Genomic DNA, 19,872 nt, shown 5'->3' with positions numbered 1-19,872 from the left:
CACTACTTTGCATCATACCATGTAGGGCCATATGAGTAATCAACCTTCAGTGGAACAGTTAATTCTACTGCACTCTCCATGACATCAGGAACAAGTTGTTTCAGTATTTCTATTTCTTCTTGTGGTGCTTCAAAGATTAATTCATCATGTACTTGAAGTAACAGCTTTGCTGCTAAGCCCTCTTGGTGTATGCGATTAGCCATTTTGATCATCGCCAATTTAATAATATCGGCTGCACTTCCTTGTATTGGTGTGTTCATTGCAGTTCGTTCAGCAAAACTTCTCACATTAAAATTCCTACTCGTTATTTCCGGAATATAACGCCTTCTTTGCAAAAGGGTTGATACATAACCTTTTTGTTTTGCCTCTTGAATGATATCATCCATATAGTTTTTCACACCAGGGAAGCTATCAAAGTAACGCTGGATAAAGTTTGCTGCCTCTTTTCTAGTAATCCCAAGATTTTGTGACAAGCCATAATCACTGATTCCATAAACAATTCCAAAATTCACAGCTTTTGCTTGCCTACGCATGTTTGATGTTATATCATTTTCATTTACATGAAACACATCCATCGCAGTTTTTGTATGTATATCTAAATCTTGATTAAATGCAGTAATTAAATTAGCATCATTTGCAATATGTGCTAACACTCTTAATTCAATTTGTGAGTAATCTGCAGCAAAGATGACCCAGTCCTCTTTAGAAGGAACAAAAGCCTGCCTAATTTTGCGTCCTTCCTCCAATCTTATTGGTATGTTTTGTAAGTTAGGGTCAATTGAACTCAATCTCCCTGTCTGTGTTAAAACTTGATTAAATCGAGTATGGATTTTGGATGTATCCTTATGTACAACCTTTAATAATCCTTCAATATATGTTGATTTTAGTTTACCTAATTGTCGATAATGTAAAATTTTATCAATAATATTGTGTTTAGATTGTAGTTTCTCAAGAACGTCAGCAGAAGTAGAGTATCCAGTTTTCGTCTTCTTAATAACAGGTAAGTTTAATTTCTCAAATAAAATAACACCTAATTGTTTAGGAGAATTAATATTAAAGCTCTCTCCAGCTAGTTTATATATTGCATTCTCTAAGTTAGATAATTGCTTTGATAGCTCATCTCCCATTAGTTTAAGCTTGTCTACGTTCACATTTACACCGATTTCTTCCATTTTTGCTAATATAGAAGATAGTGGCATTTCTAAATTCAGTAACAAATCTAATTGTTCATTTTCTTGCAAATCATTTATAAGTTGATCCTTCATCTTATATAATGCATTTGCTTTACGTATGAGGTGTTCCATCAATTGTTGTTGCTCGGGAACTTTTCTCTTGGCACCCTTTCCATAAACTTGTTCATCAGTTAATATATCTGACATACCATAACGTTTTGCTATACTTGTGACCTCATCATTCGTGTCGGATGGATCTAATATATAGGAAGCAATAATGGTATCGAAATCAATTCCTGCTAATTGTATGCCATTCCAATGTAAGGAAACCATTGCTTTTTTTCCATCAAAAACAGTTTTCTTCATTTCCTCATTTTTTGCCCAGTCTTTAAATATATTAGAATTTACTGCTACTTCTGTAGGAATAAAATAGCGGCCATTCGTATTTTCAATTGCAATGCCTAAAATATCTCCCAAATGATAGTTTTCTTCTAATACCTCAACAACTAATGAACAATGATCAGCTAGCATATCTTGAGTTACCTCAGTAGCAACTGTAAATTCTATTTCGTTAAACTCCTCCTGATTTACCTCCTCAGAGTAGCCAAGTTTTGCTAACATTGATTCAAAACCTAAATCTTTATAAATGCCACTTACTTTTTCTTTGTCTATACCCTTAAAGTTAGCATCATTTACAGTGATACTAAGAGGAGCTTCACAGTTAATAGTTGCTAACTCTTTACTCAATATTGCAAGCTCTGTATGATCAGTTAATTTTTCCTTTAACTTTTTTCCACTTACTTGATCAATTGATGCAAGCACTTGTTCCACTGTTCCAAATTCTTTTAAGAGCTTTAATGCAGTCTTTTCTCCAACTCCTGGTACTCCAGGAATATTATCTGAACTATCACCCATTAAACCTTTTAAATCAATGATTTGAGCAGGTTTAATACCATATTTTTCTGCAATAAACTCAGGTGTATACTTGTCAACATCAGTAATACCCTTACGAGTAATATTAACAGTAATATTACTTGTAGAAAGCTGAGTTAAATCTTTATCACCTGTGATGACTTTGACATCAAAACCATCCAGTTCAGCTTGTTTTGATAAAGTGCCAATTATATCGTCTGCTTCATAATTTTCGAGTTCATAGCGAGTAATTTTATAGGCATCTAATAGTTCTCTAATAAATGGAAATTGTTCTGATAACTCTGGAGGAGTTTTTTGCCTTCCTCCCTTATATTCACTATAAGTTTCATGCCTGAAAGTCGTTTTTCCAGCATCGAATGCTACTAACATATGTGTTGGTTTTTCTTCATCTATAATTTTATTTAACATCATCGTAAAACCATAAATTGCATTTGTATGTATCCCTTTATTGTTGCTCAGTAAAGGTAGAGCAAAAAATGCACGGTATGCGATACTGTTTCCATCTATCAACACTAACTTGTTTTTATCCAATTAAAGCCCTCCTCAACGCAAAAAAAAGCCGTTATTCCTTCTTTCTATTGTAGCATGATATAGAAAAGAAAGGAAAATAACGACTTTTAAATGTTTGTTATTGTAAATTGCCCATCAGTAGATTTGCATAAGGTGAATCACTAGGAAGGATTATCATCGTCTCACCATTAATCGTCGTTTTATACGACTCTAAAGTTCGGAATAATTGATAAAACTCAGCATCTTTAGAAAATGATTCATTGTATATTTTAGCAGCTTCAGCTTCCCCTTCCCCTCGAATTACTTCCGCATCAGCCTTTGCTTTAGATAAAATTTCTTTAACTACTTTATCAGTATTTGCAATTATACGATTTTTATCAGCATCTCCTCTTGATAAATACTCCTGAGCAATCTTTTCACGATCAGAAATCATTCGAGTGAAAACAGTTTGTTCATTTTCTACAGGTAAATCTGTTCTTTTCATCCGTACATCAATTACTTGAATCCCATAGTTATCACGTACTAGCAACTCATTCACTTTTTCGGTAACCACATCGTTCAAACTACCTCTTGATGATTTTTCATCATTAATAACTTCATCATAGTTTAGCTTCCCTAACTCAGCACGGACGACAGAATAAATGAACTCGCCCATCTTAGCTTCTGCACCTGCAACAGTTCTTGCATTTGCAATCATCAGCTTAGGGTTCTCAATTTTCCATACGGAATAATTATCAATAATTAATCGTTTTTTATCTCTCGTATTAATTTCAGCCTCTTCCACATCATAAATCATTTGATATTTTGGTAAAGTAGTTACTGTTTGGATAAAAGGGATTTTATAGCTTAGCCCTGGTTCATCTTTATAATCTACTACTTCCCCAAATTGACGGATGACTTTATATTCACCTTCTTTTACGATAAAAAGGTTACTTAATATAATTCCAACTAAGACGAGAAATATAATTAAGAAAATTCCAGAAGTTCTATATTTCTTCCAATCCACATTCCCTTTCCGCTCATTAATATCAACTATGTTTTGATCACTCATTATTACCTTCACTTCCTTCCTGCTTAACTGGCGGTGTTTGACTTTCAAGTGGTTTAAGAGGTAAGTATTTTAATGTATTTCCGTCATCATTCATAATATATAGCTGAGTGTTAGGTAACACCTGCTCTAATGTTTCAATGATTAAACGTTGTTTCGTAATTTCTGGTGAATTTTTATATTCACTATATATTGAATTAAATAACGCTACATCACCAACGGCTTTTTGAATTCTTGCCACCTTATCTCCTTCTGCATTGTAGATAATGGCGTCTTTTTCCCCTTCAGCCTCTTGCTTACGTTTGTTTTCATATTTTTCTGCCTCATTGATCTTCGTATTCATCGTTTCTCTAGCGTCAGTAACATTTGTAAATGCTTTTCTTACTTCATCATTTGGTAATTCAACATCTTGCAATTTAACTGCTAACACGGAGATTCCAATGTCATATTTATCAACGAGTGATGTTAATAATTCAAAGACTTCCGCCTCAATTTCTGCTTTCCCAGATGTAAGAGCATCATCAATTGCTGAGCTACCGATAATACTTCTTAGTGAAGCGGATGTAGAATTGTATAAAATTTGCTCAGGATCTAAGGAATTATATAAGAATTTCCCTGGGTTTGTTATTTTCCATTGAACTACAAGATCTGCTAAAACAATATTTTCGTCACCAGTAATCATCTTCGTATCATTACGGTTTTCACGAACTACCTCATTGTTCCTTTCCTCATATCCAAACTGTAAACTAAATGTCTCCTTTGACAGCTTTTGAACACTTTGGATAGGCCAAGGCAATTTAAAATGAAGCCCTGGTTCACTAATACCTTCTTCTACTTTACCAAAAGTTAAAATAACTGCTTGTTCTGATTCATCAACGGTGTACCAAGACGTTAAAGCGCTCACACCTAACAGAACGACTAAAATTGCTAACCCTATAAATGAATATATCCTCTTCATACTAATCATGTCTCTCCCTCTCTTTCTTAGGCCTTAATATGTAGTACGGTTCAAAACATAAAAAGGTTTCATATGGTTCCCAATTTTATTTTAACGGAATATTAACAAAGAAAATAGCAAAAACATTGTAAAAACCACAAAAAAAAAGAGAACATGTTTCCATGTTCCCAAAGATGGTTCCTTCTGGATGAAGGGGTTTTCATTATATATACTAGCAGAGTATTGTAAAGGTTGCTTAAACGCCCTGTAAATTAATTGTTAACATATCCCATGATGTTAACTGTACGCTAGACGTATTGTTTTTTCAATACTACTGTAAAAACCGTTCCTTCCCCAACCTTACTTTCGACAAAGATTTGCCCATGATGCGCTTCTATAATATGCTTTACAATCGCAAGGCCTAATCCAGTCCCACCTGAATTTCGACTTCGATCCCTATCAACTCGGTAAAAGCGTTCAAAAATCCGTGGAATTTCTTCCTCTTTTATACCTATACCAGTGTCTATTATTTTGACAGATACCTCTTCTGTATTTTCAGCAATCATGATATCTACCTTTCCCTCAGGTCCAGTATAGACAATCGAATTTGATATTAGATTTATAAATACTTGCTTTAAACGGTCAGCATCCCCTGCCACAAATAAGTTTTCTGTCGCTTGGGCATTCATAGTAACTTTAATATTTTTTTCATCAGCTTTTCCAGCTAAAATGACCATTATTTCTTCAATAAGTACCTTTATGTCAACTTGATCAATATTTAAAGTAAATCCATGTTGCTCAATTTTCGAAAGATCTAGTAAATCTTGAATTAAGCTTTGCATCCTTTCACTTTCTTTCAATATGATGGAAAGAAAGTACTGCAAAGTGTTTTCGTCCTTCATTGCCCCATCTAATAATGTTTCACTAAAACCTTTAATAGAAGTAATTGGCGTTCTTAATTCATGAGAAACATTTGCTACGAAGTCCTTTCTCATTTGTTCAAGCATTTTTAATTCAGTAATATCGTGGAAAACTACAACTATACCTTTCCACTCATCGTTATTTCCAATAATTGGTCCACCATACACCTCAAAATGCTTTCGTTCAATTGAAATAGGTAGGCGTAATTGCTTTCTTACCTTTTCTTCAGTCATAAAAATTTCTTCAACGAGAGAAATCACTTCCTTATGACTAAAAGCTTCATAATAATATTTATACAAAAAATCATTAGGGTTTACTTGAAAGATTTCAGTAAAAGCTTTATTTACTAAATGAATGTAACCTTTACTATCAATTAAGAGTAAACCGCTACCCATATTTTCGATTAATGTTTCCAATCTATCTTGTTGCATTTCATGAGATTTTTTCATATCCTGGAGCGTTCGAGCTAGAACATTGATGGACTGGCTTAACATTCCAGTTTCATCTAATTCACCTTCATATGTCCTCGCTTTATAATTTCCTTTTGCTAGCTCCATAGCTACCTTAGTAGCTGATTCAAGCGGCTTTGTATATTGTGTTGTTATTTTAATAGCTAATAGCATGATAATAACTAGCCCGACTCCAAGGCTACTTATCACTAGTCCCCAAATCTGTGTGCTAATTTTATCTAATGAGGCCTGAGATGTTGTTAAAATGATATAACCAAGTAAAGTATCTTCTTTTATAATAGACATGCCATATGAATATAAGTTTTCATCTTCGTTAGTTATATGAAATCCATTGTCATTTTCCTTATTTTGCTTTAGAAGATATTGTAGATCTCCATTTGTTAGTATATTGTTATTAGGATTTGATTGGTATTTCTCTCTACCTCGTTGATCCAAAATGGTAACATCAGTGTTTAAAATCTCTCCTATTGAATTAGCCCTCTCGTTAATATTCGCGCTTTCAATCCCTTCTTCAGCTATAGTATACGCAGCCATTTTTGCATCCTTTTCAATCTGCTCGTAAAATGAATTATTATAATATGACTCAAATAATTGTCCTATAAATAGACCTAAGGCTAATAATACTGTGACGATTAATGAAATCAATGCAAAGAGAAGGCGAGATCGAAATTTAAGCATCTAGTTTAGGCTCCTCCAGTTTATAACCTAATCCCCGAATCGTTTTAATATATATTGGCTTTCTTGTGTTCATTTCAATTTTTTCTCTAAGGTGACTAACATGAACATCAACTATACGTGTATCTCCAGCAAAGTCATAATTCCACACTGCACTTAGTAGTTGATCTCTCGTTAAGACTCTTCCTTTGTTTTTGCACAAGTATAATAGTAACTCAAATTCCTTCGGCGTAAGTTCTAATTTCTCACCAAGAAAATACGCTTCATAGTGCTCTGGAATGATTTTTAAATTTCCAATGATGATTGCTGCTTGATCTTCAACAGATTCACTCTTGACTTGATTTGATATTTGCATACGCCGTAAAATCGCTTTTACTCTAGCGACAACCTCTCTTGGACTAAAAGGCTTCGTCATATAATCATCTGCCCCTAGTTCTAAGCCAAGTACTTTATCAAATTCATCGTCCTTTGCAGTAAGCATTAAAATTGGCGTAAAAACCTTTTCTAATCTTAGTTGTTTACATACTTCAATACCATCAATTTGAGGTAGCATTAAGTCAAGAATGATTAAATCAGGCTTTTCACTTTTCGCTTTTTGTTTACCTGATTGTCCATCAGTCGCTACAATAACTTCAAACCCAGCTTTCTGCAAGTTATATGTAAGTAATGTCACAATAGACTGTTCATCATCAACCACTAATATTTTTGTACTCATATGTACCTCCAAGTATACGTATTAAACCCCATCCATCACTCAGAACTCTGTTACATATTCAGTGTTTTTGTTTTCATATCCAGAATTACACACATCTTTCAATAAATCTCTTTTCGTAAACATTGTTGCTATTGTTATCAAATCATTACGATAAAAAATGGTTTTATAAAGTTATTCATCGTTGTCCATAAGAAAGATGCCACGAACGTTAGTTGTGTACGTGATCTAATACGAAAAACACAATCGATGCGAATACAGCCTTTAATAAGCATTCGGTCATCTTTTCGAGGTAAACAAACGAATTGAAACACATCAACTTCGACTATTTGTTCTTTTGTATATTATAGTACGAAAGTGTACGAAAAGAGCCTACATACATAAATTATAATCGATTAGAAATAGACAAACCAACTTTTTTTATTATAGGCTCTTTTCATAAACTTTGTTGATTTTCTTTCACTTACATTGGAGTAACCGATGTTATCTGCCTTTATTTAGCCCTTTTTAATATAGACCCTTTCACTATTTTTATTAACATTGAACAGCATGATGCGTTTATAGAAAACTCAGTAATTTTAACACAGAAAAAATGCCACCAACGCTAAAGTAAACTTGCCTATATTTAAGAATCAATGCGAAAATTAAAAGAACGAAGAGGATCAATTCTCTTCGTTCTTCAGTATATATTAAAAGTTTTCTAAAGCATTCCCGTCTAATGATTCTAAGCGATGGGGTGGACATACAAGTGTAGTACCTTCTAATACTTTTTCATCTTCCTCATTTGTTGCTTCAATCTTAATTTCAATCGTATGGTTACTTTCATCAACGTTTATGACTTCAAAAAGAAATTGTACCGTTCCATAATGATATACAGGATGAATAAAGGAAATATCTTGTTTGAGTATATGACTGCCTGGTCCAGGTAAATACTTTGAGATTGCAGAGGTAATAATTCCTATTAACATAATATTAGGGGCTATTGGTTTTTTATAAGGTGTCTGAGATGCATAGTCATGCTGAATATATAATGGATTTGAATCATTTGTTAGTCCTAAATAGAGTAATAAATCTTTGTCCTCAATTTTTTCAGTTAAAGATAATTTTTCACCAACTGAAATTTCATTAATCAATCTTCCTAATTTTCTTTTTTTGCCTAACAACATACAAAACCTCCTATATTCGAAATACAGTATAATTGAATGCGCTAGTTCATACTTATTCCCGAAAAAGCACTGAAGACCTTTATATGATTATGCTTGAACCATCACAGTGCGTATATAAAAATAGAACATACTAGAAATTATGTAAAAACACAATGAAAATAAAAGGGTCATACTCCACATTTCTATAACATTTAGGGTAGTTATTCCCTATATACTGTATAGTATGTGGAGTTAGACCCTTTTGAATGCTAATGATTATGCGAGAACTTTCATTACACTTTTCACAGCTTCAGCTGATTTGGACAGAGCACTCTTTTCTTCCTCTGTTAACTCTAACTCAATAACTTTTTCAATACCATTAGCTCCAAGGATAGTTGGCACACCAAGATATATGCCCTCAAAGCCATATTCACCTTCTAAATAAGCGATGGATGGTAATACTCGACGTTGGTCTTTAAGAATTGCCTCTACCATTTCAACAAGGGAAGCAGCTGGAGCATAATATGCACTACCATTCCCTAGTAAGTTAACAATTTCCCCTCCACCTTTACGCGTACGTTCTACAATTGCATCTAGACGTTCCTTTGGAATTAACGTTTCGAGTGGAATACCACCTGCATATGAATAACGTACTAATGGCACCATATCATCACCATGACCACCTAATACGAAGCCAGTTATATCTTTAACTGATATATTCAGTTCTTGTGAAATAAATGTTCTAAAACGTGCAGTATCGAGTACCCCTGATTGACCTATGACACGATTTTTTGGAAATCCAGATTCTGTGAATACAGTGTAAGTCATTGCATCAACAGGATTCGTTAAAACAATGATATAACAGTTTGGCGAGTATTTCACAATTTCTTGTGTCACACTTTTCATTACTTTTTGATTTGTTTGCACTAGATCATCGCGACTCATTCCTGGTTTACGTGCTATACCAGCGGTAATTACTACGATATCTGAATCAGCAGTATCAGCATAATCAGATGTTCCGATTATATTTGAATCAAACCCTTGAACAGGACTTGCTTCTAACATATCTAATGCCTTACCCTTAGTAGGATTTTCCATTTGAGGAATGTCCACTAATACAACATCTCCAAGTTCCTTTTGCCCTAATAAAAATGCTGTCGTTGCACCAGTAAATCCTCCACCGATGACAGAGATTTTTTTTCTTTTTAATGTCATGAAAATTTCCCCCTAATCAACATCTATTTTGTCATTAATGCTTATAAGTTATTAATTAATTCATCAGCAAACTCTGAACATTTCACTTCTGTAGCACCATCCATTAAACGTGCGAAATCATAAGTTACAACTTTAGAAGCAATAGACTTCTCCATAGACTTTGTGATTAAATCAGCAGCTTCATTCCACCCTAAATGCTCAAGCATTAGTACCCCAGATAAAAGTACAGAAGATGGGTTAACTTTATCTAAACCTGCATATTTAGGAGCTGTACCGTGTGTCGCTTCAAAGATAGCATGTCCTGATTCATAATTGATGTTAGCACCAGGGGCAATCCCAATACCACCAACTTGTGCTGCTAATGCGTCAGAAATATAGTCACCATTCAAGTTCATTGTAGCAACGACATCAAATTCTTTTGGACGAGTTAATATTTGTTGTAGGAAAATATCAGCAATTGCATCTTTAACGATAATTTTCCCTGCTGCTTCAGCTTCAGATTGAGCTTTATTCGCTGCCTCTTTTCCTTCTGCTTCAACGATGCGATCATACTCAGCCCAAGTAAATACTTTATCTCCAAACTCTTTTTCCGCAAGTTCATATCCCCAATTTTTAAATGCACCTTCAGTAAATTTCATGATGTTACCTTTATGAACAAGCGTTACAGATTTACGTCCTTCTTTGATAGCGTAATTTATTGCTGAACGTACTAAGCGGTATGTGCCTTCTTCTGACACTGGCTTAATTCCGATACCTGATGTTTCTGGGAAGCGAATCTTGGCAACTCCCATTTCATTTTGTAGGAATTCAATCACTTTTTTCACTTCATCTGAGCCTTTTGCATACTCAATCCCTGCATAGATATCTTCTGTGTTTTCACGGAAAATAACCATATCAGTATCCTCTGGGCGCTTAACAGGTGATGGAACACCTTGGAAATAACGAACAGGTCTTAAACATACAAACAAATCTAGTTCTTGACGAAGAGCTACATTTAAAGAACGTATACCTCCACCAATAGGTGTAGTAAGTGGTCCTTTGATAGCAATTATGTACTCTCTAATGTCATCAAGTGTTGCCTCAGGAAGCCATTCACCTGTTTGGTTAAATGCTTTTTCACCAGCAAGAACTTCTTTCCAAATAATTGATTTCTCACCATTGTACGCTTTTTCTACTGCAGCCTCCAACACTCGTGATGCTGCTGCCCAAATGTCTGGCCCCGTACCATCACCTTCGATAAAAGGAATGATAGGATTATTTGGTACATTTAACTTTCCATTTTCAACCGTAATTTTTTTCCCTTGTGTCAATATAAAAACCTCCATCCATGATGCTGTTGTTATTTTTATTAATCCATTATCCATTGGAAAGAGAAGGAGCTCCCTTTCCAACCAAATACTATTTTATCATTTAATACTTCCTTACATAAAATACTTTCTATATTATCTCTGTTCCATAGGGATATAAACCTGTTTACTCGGTCCTGTATATTCTGCTCTTGGACGAATTAAACGGTTGTTATCATATTGTTCTAATATGTGTGCTAACCAGCCTGAGATACGGCTTACAGCAAATATAGGTGTAAATATATCGTGATCAATTCCTAAGCTGTGGTAGACAGATGCAGAGTAAAAATCTACATTAGGAGGAAGTGGTTTTTCAGATGTTACTAGGTCTTCAATTTTCACAGACATTTCAAACCACTTTGTTTCACCTGTAATTCTTGTTAGTTTCTCAGACATTTCCTTTAAATGCTTCGCACGAGGATCGCCTTTTCTATATACTCGATGACCAAAGCCCATAATTTTTTCTTTCTGTTCAAATTTATTTTTAATATAAGGATCTACATTTTCTACAGACCCGATTTCTGTTAGCATTTTCATTACAGCTTCATTTGCACCGCCATGAAGAGGTCCTTTAAGTGCACCAATTGCAGCAGTAATACCAGAATACACATCAGATAGCGTTGCGACACACACACGGCCAGTAAAGGTTGAAGCATTGAGCTCATGGTCCGCATGTAAAACCAACGCTTTATTGAAAGCTTCTATAGCGATGTCACTTGGCTCTTCACCTGTAAGCATGTACAAGAAATTAGCAGCAAAACCTAAATCTGTACGTGGTGATATTGGCTCAAGACCTTTTCGTATACGTGAAAAAGAAGTAACAATTGTAGGTATTTTTGCTTGTAAACGAATAGCTTTACGATAATTTGCTTCTTCATCCATTTTATCAGCTTCAGCGTCATATAATCCTAACAAGGAAATAGCTGAGCGTAACGCCGCCATAGGGTGAACCTCGTTAATAGGATACATATTAAAATGATCAATGATTTCTTGTGGAATGCTTGCATTTTCAGCTAATTCATTTGTTAGTTGTGCAAGCTCATTCTTGTTAGGTAATTTGCGGTTCCAAAGTAGGTAAATGACCTCTTCAAAACTAGCATTTTCTGCAAGATCATCAATGTCATATCCTGCGTATGTTAGTGTGTCATCTATGATTGAACTAATAGATGATGATGTTGCTACTATCCCTTCCAGACCGCGTGTTACTGTCATAAAAATCTCTCCTTTTTAAATAAAATTCCCCATAGCCTTTATATTTACTGTACTAGAAATTGAGCGGTTGCTCAAATTAGGAAAAAACTTACTTATTTCATATACACATCAACAGCAAGGTTATTCTATTTATATATAATAAGAAAATATGTGCACTAATACACTAATAAGCATGAGAAAGTTTCCCTCCTTAAATTAAGAAAACATGCTGCCTAGTCTATAGTCCCTCTCATTTATATGAGCAAATTGGTTTTTTCACAAACGGGGAAGTGCGAATGATCTTATCTCACAAAAAGAAAATGCTTACATTTTATGCTTTTTTCAAAAGATTAACATTCCTGCTAAGACATGTAAAAATACCCCTCTACTATTTTATTGTGAGTAAGGGCATTAATATAAGAAAGATAACATATTAGTATTATTATAAACAATTATCAGACTCTTGTGAATGAAAAGAACCTTATTTATTTAAAAAAATATTATTACAAGAAAATAATCAACCAAAAATATTAAAAATTCTCATACATATATATGCAATCCCTGCTCCAATTAAAGGGCCAACTGCTACAGCTTTAAACAGTGCTACTGCTAAAATAGTGCCGAATACAAGTGCTGCTGTAATATGAGGATCATTCTCCAATAACGTTAAACCACTTTTTGCAATGATCGCAACAGCCATTCCAGACAGTAATGCAATCCAAGCATATGGAGATTTAAGAGCTTCAAGAAGTTGTTTAAACCCAATTTCACCTGTCGCAATAGGAACTAATACAGCAACTGTAATGATCGTTACACCCCAATTAATTCCCTTACCTTGAATATAAGGATATAGCTTTGAATCAAATCCAAGCAATTTTATTAGTAGCAGGACAAAAATAGCAATGATTAGTGATTGATTTTTCGCGATGATTCCAATTGCTAGTAAGATTAATAAGAATGCTGTTGATTGAGAGAACAATATAATCAATCCTCCTTGCTGCGCTCTACCAGGTCAATCATAACAAACAATTGGTCAATGTAAAAGAATCGCCTTATAATGTATAAAATTCACAAAACTATCCTTTCCATTCTTAACCATATTATTATAAAATACTTATATGGGATAGGGGGGCTGTTTATTGAATCTTGAATATGTTTACCGTGGGCTACGCCTACTATTTGTATTAGCAATAATAACGATAGGAATCATAGGACTTTATTATGTATCAACTGTTACATATCCGTTCATTATTGCGCTAATAATCGCTTATTTAATAAACCCGATCGTAAACCTCTTGGAACGTAAAGCAAAAATACCACGATCACTATCAATCTTTATTACCTTAATTTTATTATTCGGAATCATAGCAGGCTTAATTACACTATTAGTTGTCGAAATAGTTGCAGGCACAGAATATTTAGCTAAAGTTGTACCTGAACACTTTAACACACTAATGCAATATATTGAAGTGTTTATTGCAAGTAAAATCATTCCGTTCTACAACCAGCTTGCAGTGTTCTTTAAAAATCTAGATGCTGGGCAACAAGATACAATTATGCAAAACATTTCATCAGTCGGTACGAATATTGCGTCAAGTGTCGGAGATTTCATCCAACAAGTACTAGAAAACATTCCAAACTTATTAGCTTGGGTTCCTAACACTGGAACAGTTGTCGTTTTTTCACTACTAGCTACTTTTTTCATTAGTAAGGACTGGGATCGTCTGTCTGGATTAATGAGTAAACTGTTACCTAGAAAAGCAAGAACTAGCGGTAAAAAAGTCTTTTTTGACTTAAAAAAAGCTCTTTTCGGATTTTTAAAAGCTCAAGCAACTTTAATATCGATTACCGCAATTATCGTATTAATAGGGTTGCTCATTTTAAGAGTAAATTATGCAATAACAATCGCTTTAATAATAGGTTTTGTTGATCTACTTCCGTACTTAGGAACAGGACTTATTTTAGTGCCATGGATCGTTTATGCAGCTGTAAGTGGAGATATATCTCTAGCCATTGGGTTAGGGATACTATATATCATCATCCTTATTACAAGACAAATTATGGAACCTAAAGTATTATCATCTAGTATTGGTTTAGATCCTTTAGCAACGCTCGTATCATTATTCATTGGATTTAAACTGCTAGGGTTTTTGGGGCTAATCGCTGGACCTGTTATATTGGTAATTATTAAAACCTTGCATAGTGCAAATATATTTAATGAATTATATGCTTATATCATAGGTAAAAAAGAGTCCTAAACAAGGACTCTTTTTTATCTATGGGCAAATTTTCTACTCGTATACCCATCCCATTGTGTTATCTTATAATCGTTATATTTCCACGGTCGATCATCTTTTTGATGACTTTGAGTAGGAATGGCTTTAAAATATTTCTTGTCATCGGGATTAGTAGCATAAAACCTATTGCATCGGTAATAAAGCCAGGGGTTAATAATACTACACCACCAACTAGTATACAAAGTCCATCTATAATTGCATCTCCTGGGGGTCGTCCGTAGCTCACTTGTTGTTGAAAATTACGTAATGTTTCTATTCCTTGCTTTTTAGCTAGCCATGCTCCTAAAACACCAGTTAAAATAATTAAAACGATCGTCGGAAATATACCTAAAGTATTACCTGACAATATTAATAAGCCAATTTCTAGTGCTGGAACTATAATGATAAGTGCAATCATCATTTGCAACATTATGTTGTGGTCCTCCAATCACCGTTGAACAATATTGATCTATTTGTCCTTATTATACCTTAAAATAAAAAAAAGAGAAGGCATAACACCTTCTCCAGTGATGAATTTATAATACACTAGTTCTTCCTTCATAAATCGTTCCTAAGCCGCCATCAACAGTTATTTCATTTCCATCTTTAATAATCTTAGTCGCATTTTCCACACCAACGATGACAGGTATACCTAAGCTCAGTCCAACTACTGCTGCATGACTTGTAAGACCACCTTCTTCAGTAATAATAGCTGAAGCCATTTCTAAAGATGACATCATATCAGCATCTGTACATTGAGTAACTAATATAGCTCCCTCTGTCATTTTTTGTTTAGCATCTTTTTGACTAGCTACGACAACCGCTTTTCCAAATGCTGATTTACGACCTACACCTTGTCCTTTAGCGATAACATTGCCTACCACATGAATTTTCATTAAGTTGGTAGCACCTTTTTCACCAGTTGGAACACCTGCTGTAATTACGACTAAATCACCGCATGAAATAAGTTTGGCGTCTAATGATGCCTGGACAGCTACTTCAAGCATTTCGTCAGTTGAGTTCGCTTGTTTAGCCGTTATTGGATAGACACCCCAAGTAAGAGCAAGCTTGCGAGAAGTAGATTTATCTCCTGTTACTGCAATAATTGGTGCTTTTGGACGATATTTAGAAATCATTCTAGCAGTATATCCACTCGCTGTTGGAGCGATAATCGCATTAACTCCTAAATTAAGTGCAGTATGAGCAACCGATTGGCTAAGAGCATCAGGGATCGTTGGATTTGTTTGTTTACTACGCTTTGCTAAAATTTGAGAGTATTCCAATGCTGTTTCGGCACGGGATGCAATGCTGTGCATTGTACCTACAGCTTCTACTGGATACGATCCAGCAGCAGTTTCCCCAGATAACATGATAGCATCAGTACCATCAAAAATAGCATTTGCAACATCACTCGCCTCAGCACGTGTAGGTCTTGGATTTCGTTGCATAGAATCTAACATTTGAGTTGCTGTAATAACAGGCTTTCCAAGCTCATTACATTTTTTAATAAGTTCTTTTTGTACAAGAGGAACTTCTTCTGCTGGTATTTCAACACCTAAATCTCCACGAGCTACCATTAATCCATCTGAAACCTCAAGTATATCGTCGATATTATCAACGCCTTCTTGGTTTTCAATTTTTGGTATAATTTGTATATTTGGTGCATCATGTTTTTCTAATATCTCACGAATATCTAGAACATCACTAGCACGACGAACAAAAGAAGCAGCGATAAAATCTACACCTTGTTCGATACCAAAAATGATATCGTTAGCATCTTTATCGGTAATTCCTGGTAATTTCACCTTAACCCCTGGAACATTTACCCCTTTTTTATTTTTTAATACACCGTTATTTAATACTTTTGTTGTTATTTCCCCAAGTTCTGCATTAATTGCAATTACTTCAAGGCCAATTAAACCATCATCTAGCAAAATTTTAGAACCAACTTCAACATCTTCAATTAAACCTGGATAAGTGATAGAAAACTTTTGAGGTGTACCAATAACCTCTTCCATTGAAATAATTACTTCAGAACCATCAATTAACTCAATTGCACCGCTTTCCATCGTATGTGTTCTAATTTCCGGACCCTTCGTATCGAGAAGAATAGCGATATTTTTTCCAGTCTTTTTGGCAGCTTCACGAATATTTTTTATACGTGCTCCATGCTCCTCAAAATCACCATGTGAAAAATTCAATCTAGTTACGTTCATCCCTGTTTCCATTAACTCAACTAACTTATCTACACTTTCACTAGCCGGACCTATTGTACATACAATCTTTGTTTTTCTCATCAATTTCTACCCCCAATAGTAATTTTCTTTCTATATTGATAATTCTTTTGATAATTTATACATATCTTCATCAATATGATGTTGCTGTGCCAACGCTTCGATAATATCATGATCGACGAGTTTATTATTTTGAATACCGACAGCTCGGCCACCTTTACTAGCTAATAAAAGCTCTACAGCTTTCGCACCTAGTCGGCTTGCTAATACTCTGTCAAATGCAGTAGGTGATCCACCACGTTGAATATGACCTAATACAGACACACGTGTTTCAAAGTCAGTTTCCTCTTGAATCTTATTACCGATATCAACACCACTGCCTACACCCTCTGCAACGATAATGATACTATGCTTCTTACCTCTTTCATGTCCACTTCTTAATCTATTAGTAATCTCATTCATGTCATAGTTAGCTTCAGGTATTAGAATTGTTTCTGCTCCACCTGCTAAGCCAGCCCATAACGCTATATCACCCGCTAATCTTCCCATTACTTCGATAACATAAGTGCGTTCATGAGAAGTAGCAGTATCACGAATCTTATCTATCGCATCTATTACAGTATTTAATGCAGTGTCAAACCCAATAGTAAAATCAGTTCCAGGAATATCATTATCAATCGTTCCTGGTACACCTACACAAGGGTAACCATGCTCAGTTAGCGCTTTTGCTCCTCTGTACGATCCATCTCCACCAACAACAACAAGCCCTTCAATTCCATGCTTATTTAACTGCTCAATACCTTGTTTCTGCCCTTCAGGTGTTTTAAACTCTTCACACCTTGCAGAATAGAGCATTGTTCCACCTCGATGAATGATATCTCCAACGGAACCAAGTTCTAACTTTTTAATATTACCACTCATTAAACCTGCATAGCCTTGGTACACTCCATATACTTCAATATTATGATAAATTGCTTTTCTAACAACTGCTCTAACTGCCGCATTCATTCCTGGGGAGTCTCCACCACTCGTTAACACACCAATTCTTTTCATTACGTCTCACCTCATTAATTTGTATGAACGGCCTTGAGAAGAGAAGGCGAGATTTACAAAAAAATACATCCGACCTCCATCATCAGAACCTAAGTATTCTTAAAATAACATTTCATTACGACGAAAACAATATCACAAATGTGAAAAAAAAAGGAAAACGTGCATCCAAAATTGATTTTGGATGCACGTTGCATTATTTTACCTCTACGTAACCGTTTTCATAAGAAATTTGTCCGATAGTTTTGTATTTTCTATACCTTTCCTGAACCAAAGTTGCGGAGTCCAATTCCTTTAGCTCACTAATGGATTGCTTTAAAACTACATCAATTAGCTTAGCTTGCTCATCAACATCTCGGTGAGCTCCACCTTTAATTTCAGGAATGATTTCGTCAATAACACCTAACTCTTTTAAATCTGGTGCAGTAATTTTCATCGATTCAGCAGCTTTTTTGGCTAGGGCTGCATCCTTCCATAAAATAGATGCGGCACCTTCTGGAGTGATTACTGAATATGTTGAATTCTCTAACATATGAATATGGTTTCCAACTCCAATACCTAAAGCTCCTCCACTTCCACCTTCTCCAATGACAATACAAACAACTGGGACTGTTAATCCAGCCATTTCAAACAAGTTCTTTGCAATCGCTTCACTCTGGCCTCTTTCTTCAGCTGCTTTTCCTGGGTAAGCACCTTTCGTATCAATAAAACAAACGATCGTGCGCTGAAATTTTTCTGCCTGTTTCATTAAACGTAATGCTTTACGGTATCCCTCTGGATGAGGCATTCCAAAATTTCTACGAATATTTTCTTTCGTATCTTTACCCCGTTGATGTCCTATAACAGTTACAGGAAGCCCATAATATTTTGCTATTCCTCCAACGATTGCACCGTCATCTCCAAAATATCGGTCTCCGTGACACTCCATAAAATTAGTAAACAAACGTTCAATATAATCTAATGTTGTTGGGCGATTTGGGTGACGAGCTATTTGAACCCGATCCCACGTTTTCATATTTCCATATATTTCACTTTCTAATTTCTTTAACCGTTGCTCAAGTTTTTCAATTTCAGCAGACAAATCCACATCAGAATTTTGTGTAAATTCCTTCAGTTCAGCAATTTTTTTAGTTAGTTCAATTATAGGGCGTTCAAATTCTAACTCAGCTACCATTCCAAATCACCTCCTATATGTATGGATAGTACATTCTCTAAAGTTTCTTTCATATTATGCCGATGAACTACAACATCAAGCTGCCCTTTTTCCAATAAAAATTCAGCAGTTTGAAAATCCTCCGGAAGCTCTTCTCGTATTGTTTGCTCTATAATACGTCTACCAGCAAACCCTATTAAAGCACCTGGTTCAGCAAAATTATAATCTCCTAAAGATGCAAAACTCGCTGAAACCCCGCCGGTTGTAGGATCTGTCATTACAGATATAATGAGTCCTCCTTGATCACTAAAAAGTTTAAGGGCTGCACTTGTTTTAGCCATTTGCATTAAACTTAATACACCCTCCTGCATTCTCGCACCACCTGAAGTAGTAAATATAATAAAAGGTACATTCAGCTCCATGGCCTTTTCAATTGCAAGAGTAATTTTTTCTCCAATTACAGACCCCATACTACCCATTCGAAAGTGTGAATCCATAACAGCTATAACTGTTTTAAAGCCACTAATTTCTCCCTCACCAGTAACTATTCCTTCGTTAAGACCTGTTTTGATACGATCTTTTTCTATCTTTTCTTCATATCCAGGAAAGTTTAGTGGATTATCCGAGATCAAGCCTTGATCATACTCACGAAAAGTCCCTTCATCTATCAAACTGCCAATTCTTTCGAAAGCTGTCATTCTATGATGGTGATCACAATTTAAGCATACACGTAAATTTTTGTTTAATTCTTTCGTATACATAATTTTTTTACAGCTTGGACATTTTGTCATGATACCTTCGGGCACATCTTGTTTTGCTTGCTCTGAGGGAATGGATGCATACTTTTTCTTTTTTACAAAAAAATCCTTAAGCATTGTGTAAAT

Annotated in this window: 16 protein-coding genes; 1 reads left to right on the top strand and 15 read right to left on the bottom strand. The window is 35.0% G+C overall.

Annotation, left to right across the window (positions count from 1 at the left end; all coding sequences use genetic code 11):
* Nucleotides 1–2: 2 nt before the first annotated feature.
* From polA to V1503_RS14560, 10 genes are all read right to left on the bottom strand, one after another.
* Nucleotides 3–2,636, bottom strand: a complete 2,634-nt coding sequence (gene polA / locus V1503_RS14605; RefSeq protein ID WP_410627860.1) for a DNA polymerase I — start codon at nt 2,634–2,636, stop codon at nt 3–5.
* A gap of 97 nt (nt 2,637–2,733) precedes the next feature.
* Nucleotides 2,734–3,666, bottom strand: a complete 933-nt coding sequence (gene hflC, locus V1503_RS14600) for a protease modulator HflC (protein WP_214481594.1) — start codon at nt 3,664–3,666, stop codon at nt 2,734–2,736.
* Entirely contained in the window at nt 3,659–4,630 is a 972-nt protein-coding gene (gene hflK, locus V1503_RS14595; protein ID WP_410627857.1) for an FtsH protease activity modulator HflK, read from the bottom strand. Before hflK ends, hflC begins: the two co-directional genes overlap by 8 nt.
* 278 nt (nt 4,631–4,908) lie before the next feature.
* Nucleotides 4,909–6,669, bottom strand: coding sequence for a two-component system histidine kinase PnpS (gene pnpS, locus V1503_RS14590; RefSeq protein WP_410627855.1), 1,761 nt, complete (start codon nt 6,667–6,669; stop codon nt 4,909–4,911).
* Nucleotides 6,662–7,381, bottom strand: coding sequence for a winged helix-turn-helix domain-containing protein (locus V1503_RS14585; RefSeq protein WP_410627853.1), 720 nt, complete (start codon nt 7,379–7,381; stop codon nt 6,662–6,664). The genes pnpS and V1503_RS14585 overlap by 8 nt, the downstream gene beginning before the upstream one ends.
* 686 nt (nt 7,382–8,067) lie before the next feature.
* The gene (locus V1503_RS14580; protein ID WP_410627851.1) at nt 8,068–8,544 is read right to left on the bottom strand and encodes a MaoC/PaaZ C-terminal domain-containing protein; all 477 of its coding nucleotides are present in this window, start codon (nt 8,542–8,544) and stop codon (nt 8,068–8,070) included.
* Nucleotides 8,545–8,799: 255 nt separating this feature from the next.
* Nucleotides 8,800–9,738 (bottom strand): malate dehydrogenase, encoded by a 939-nt coding sequence (mdh, locus tag V1503_RS14575; RefSeq protein WP_320256693.1) that lies wholly within the window; start codon nt 9,736–9,738, stop codon nt 8,800–8,802.
* Between the two features lie 41 nt (nt 9,739–9,779).
* The gene (gene icd / locus V1503_RS14570) at nt 9,780–11,048 is read right to left on the bottom strand and encodes an NADP-dependent isocitrate dehydrogenase (RefSeq protein ID WP_214481600.1); all 1,269 of its coding nucleotides are present in this window, start codon (nt 11,046–11,048) and stop codon (nt 9,780–9,782) included.
* A 132-nt stretch (nt 11,049–11,180) separates the two neighbouring features.
* Nucleotides 11,181–12,296 carry a citrate synthase gene (gene citZ, locus V1503_RS14565; RefSeq protein ID WP_410627849.1) on the bottom strand — a complete coding sequence of 372 codons (1,116 nt, stop codon included), beginning with the start codon at nt 12,294–12,296 and terminating at the stop codon, nt 11,181–11,183.
* Nucleotides 12,297–12,792: 496 nt separating this feature from the next.
* A complete protein-coding gene (locus V1503_RS14560) occupies nt 12,793–13,254 on the bottom strand; it encodes a DUF441 domain-containing protein (RefSeq protein ID WP_410627847.1) in 462 nt (153 codons plus the stop codon).
* 160 nt (nt 13,255–13,414) lie between these two features.
* Between V1503_RS14560 and ytvI the strand changes: the two genes are divergently transcribed.
* Nucleotides 13,415–14,533, top strand: coding sequence for a sporulation integral membrane protein YtvI (gene ytvI, locus V1503_RS14555; RefSeq protein ID WP_410627845.1), 1,119 nt, complete (start codon nt 13,415–13,417; stop codon nt 14,531–14,533).
* 58 nt (nt 14,534–14,591) lie between these two features.
* On the opposite strand, the gene V1503_RS14550 is transcribed toward ytvI, so the two are convergent.
* The 5 genes from V1503_RS14550 to accD all read right to left on the bottom strand — a co-directional run bounded on the left by V1503_RS14550 (nt 14,592) and on the right by accD (nt 19,863).
* Nucleotides 14,592–14,981 (bottom strand): FxsA family protein, encoded by a 390-nt coding sequence (locus V1503_RS14550; protein ID WP_214481604.1) that lies wholly within the window; start codon nt 14,979–14,981, stop codon nt 14,592–14,594.
* 106 nt (nt 14,982–15,087) lie between these two features.
* Complete coding sequence (gene pyk / locus V1503_RS14545; protein ID WP_410627843.1) at nt 15,088–16,848, bottom strand: pyruvate kinase; 1,761 nt, start codon at nt 16,846–16,848, stop codon at nt 15,088–15,090.
* A 30-nt stretch (nt 16,849–16,878) separates the two neighbouring features.
* Complete coding sequence (pfkA, locus tag V1503_RS14540; RefSeq protein WP_410627841.1) at nt 16,879–17,838, bottom strand: 6-phosphofructokinase; 960 nt, start codon at nt 17,836–17,838, stop codon at nt 16,879–16,881.
* A gap of 193 nt (nt 17,839–18,031) precedes the next feature.
* Nucleotides 18,032–19,009, bottom strand: coding sequence for an acetyl-CoA carboxylase carboxyl transferase subunit alpha (gene accA, locus V1503_RS14535; RefSeq protein ID WP_214481607.1), 978 nt, complete (start codon nt 19,007–19,009; stop codon nt 18,032–18,034).
* Complete coding sequence (gene accD / locus V1503_RS14530; RefSeq protein WP_410627838.1) at nt 19,003–19,863, bottom strand: acetyl-CoA carboxylase, carboxyltransferase subunit beta; 861 nt, start codon at nt 19,861–19,863, stop codon at nt 19,003–19,005. The genes accA and accD overlap by 7 nt, the downstream gene beginning before the upstream one ends.
* Between the last annotated feature and the right edge of the window lie 9 nt (nt 19,864–19,872).

Origin of the sequence: Nanhaiella sioensis (assembly GCF_046557775.1) — a bacterium.
GTDB lineage: Bacteria > Bacillota > Bacilli > Bacillales > SM2101 > Nanhaiella > Nanhaiella sioensis.
The sequence above is the reverse complement of the archived record's forward strand: the minus strand, read 5'-3'. Positions and strand labels throughout refer to the sequence as shown.

Bases quoted from the DNA above. Each gene is read 5' to 3' on its own strand.
- hflC (WP_214481594.1), bottom strand. From the start codon at position 3,666: ATGAGTGATCAAAACATAGTTGATATTAATGAGCGGAAAGGGAATGTG.
- hflK (WP_410627857.1), bottom strand. From the start codon at position 4,630: ATGATTAGTATGAAGAGGATATATTCATTTATAGGGTTAGCAATTTTA.
- pnpS (WP_410627855.1), bottom strand. From the start codon at position 6,669: ATGCTTAAATTTCGATCTCGCCTTCTCTTTGCATTGATTTCATTAATC.
- V1503_RS14585 (WP_410627853.1), bottom strand. From the start codon at position 7,381: ATGAGTACAAAAATATTAGTGGTTGATGATGAACAGTCTATTGTGACA.
- V1503_RS14580 (WP_410627851.1), bottom strand. From the start codon at position 8,544: ATGTTGTTAGGCAAAAAAAGAAAATTAGGAAGATTGATTAATGAAATT.
- mdh (WP_320256693.1), bottom strand. From the start codon at position 9,738: ATGACATTAAAAAGAAAAAAAATCTCTGTCATCGGTGGAGGATTTACT.
- citZ (WP_410627849.1), bottom strand. From the start codon at position 12,296: ATGACAGTAACACGCGGTCTGGAAGGGATAGTAGCAACATCATCATCT.
- V1503_RS14550 (WP_214481604.1), bottom strand. From the start codon at position 14,981: ATGTTGCAAATGATGATTGCACTTATCATTATAGTTCCAGCACTAGAA.
- pyk (WP_410627843.1), bottom strand. From the start codon at position 16,848: ATGAGAAAAACAAAGATTGTATGTACAATAGGTCCGGCTAGTGAAAGT.
- pfkA (WP_410627841.1), bottom strand. From the start codon at position 17,838: ATGAAAAGAATTGGTGTGTTAACGAGTGGTGGAGACTCCCCAGGAATG.
- accA (WP_214481607.1), bottom strand. From the start codon at position 19,009: ATGGTAGCTGAGTTAGAATTTGAACGCCCTATAATTGAACTAACTAAA.
- accD (WP_410627838.1), bottom strand. From the start codon at position 19,863: ATGCTTAAGGATTTTTTTGTAAAAAAGAAAAAGTATGCATCCATTCCC.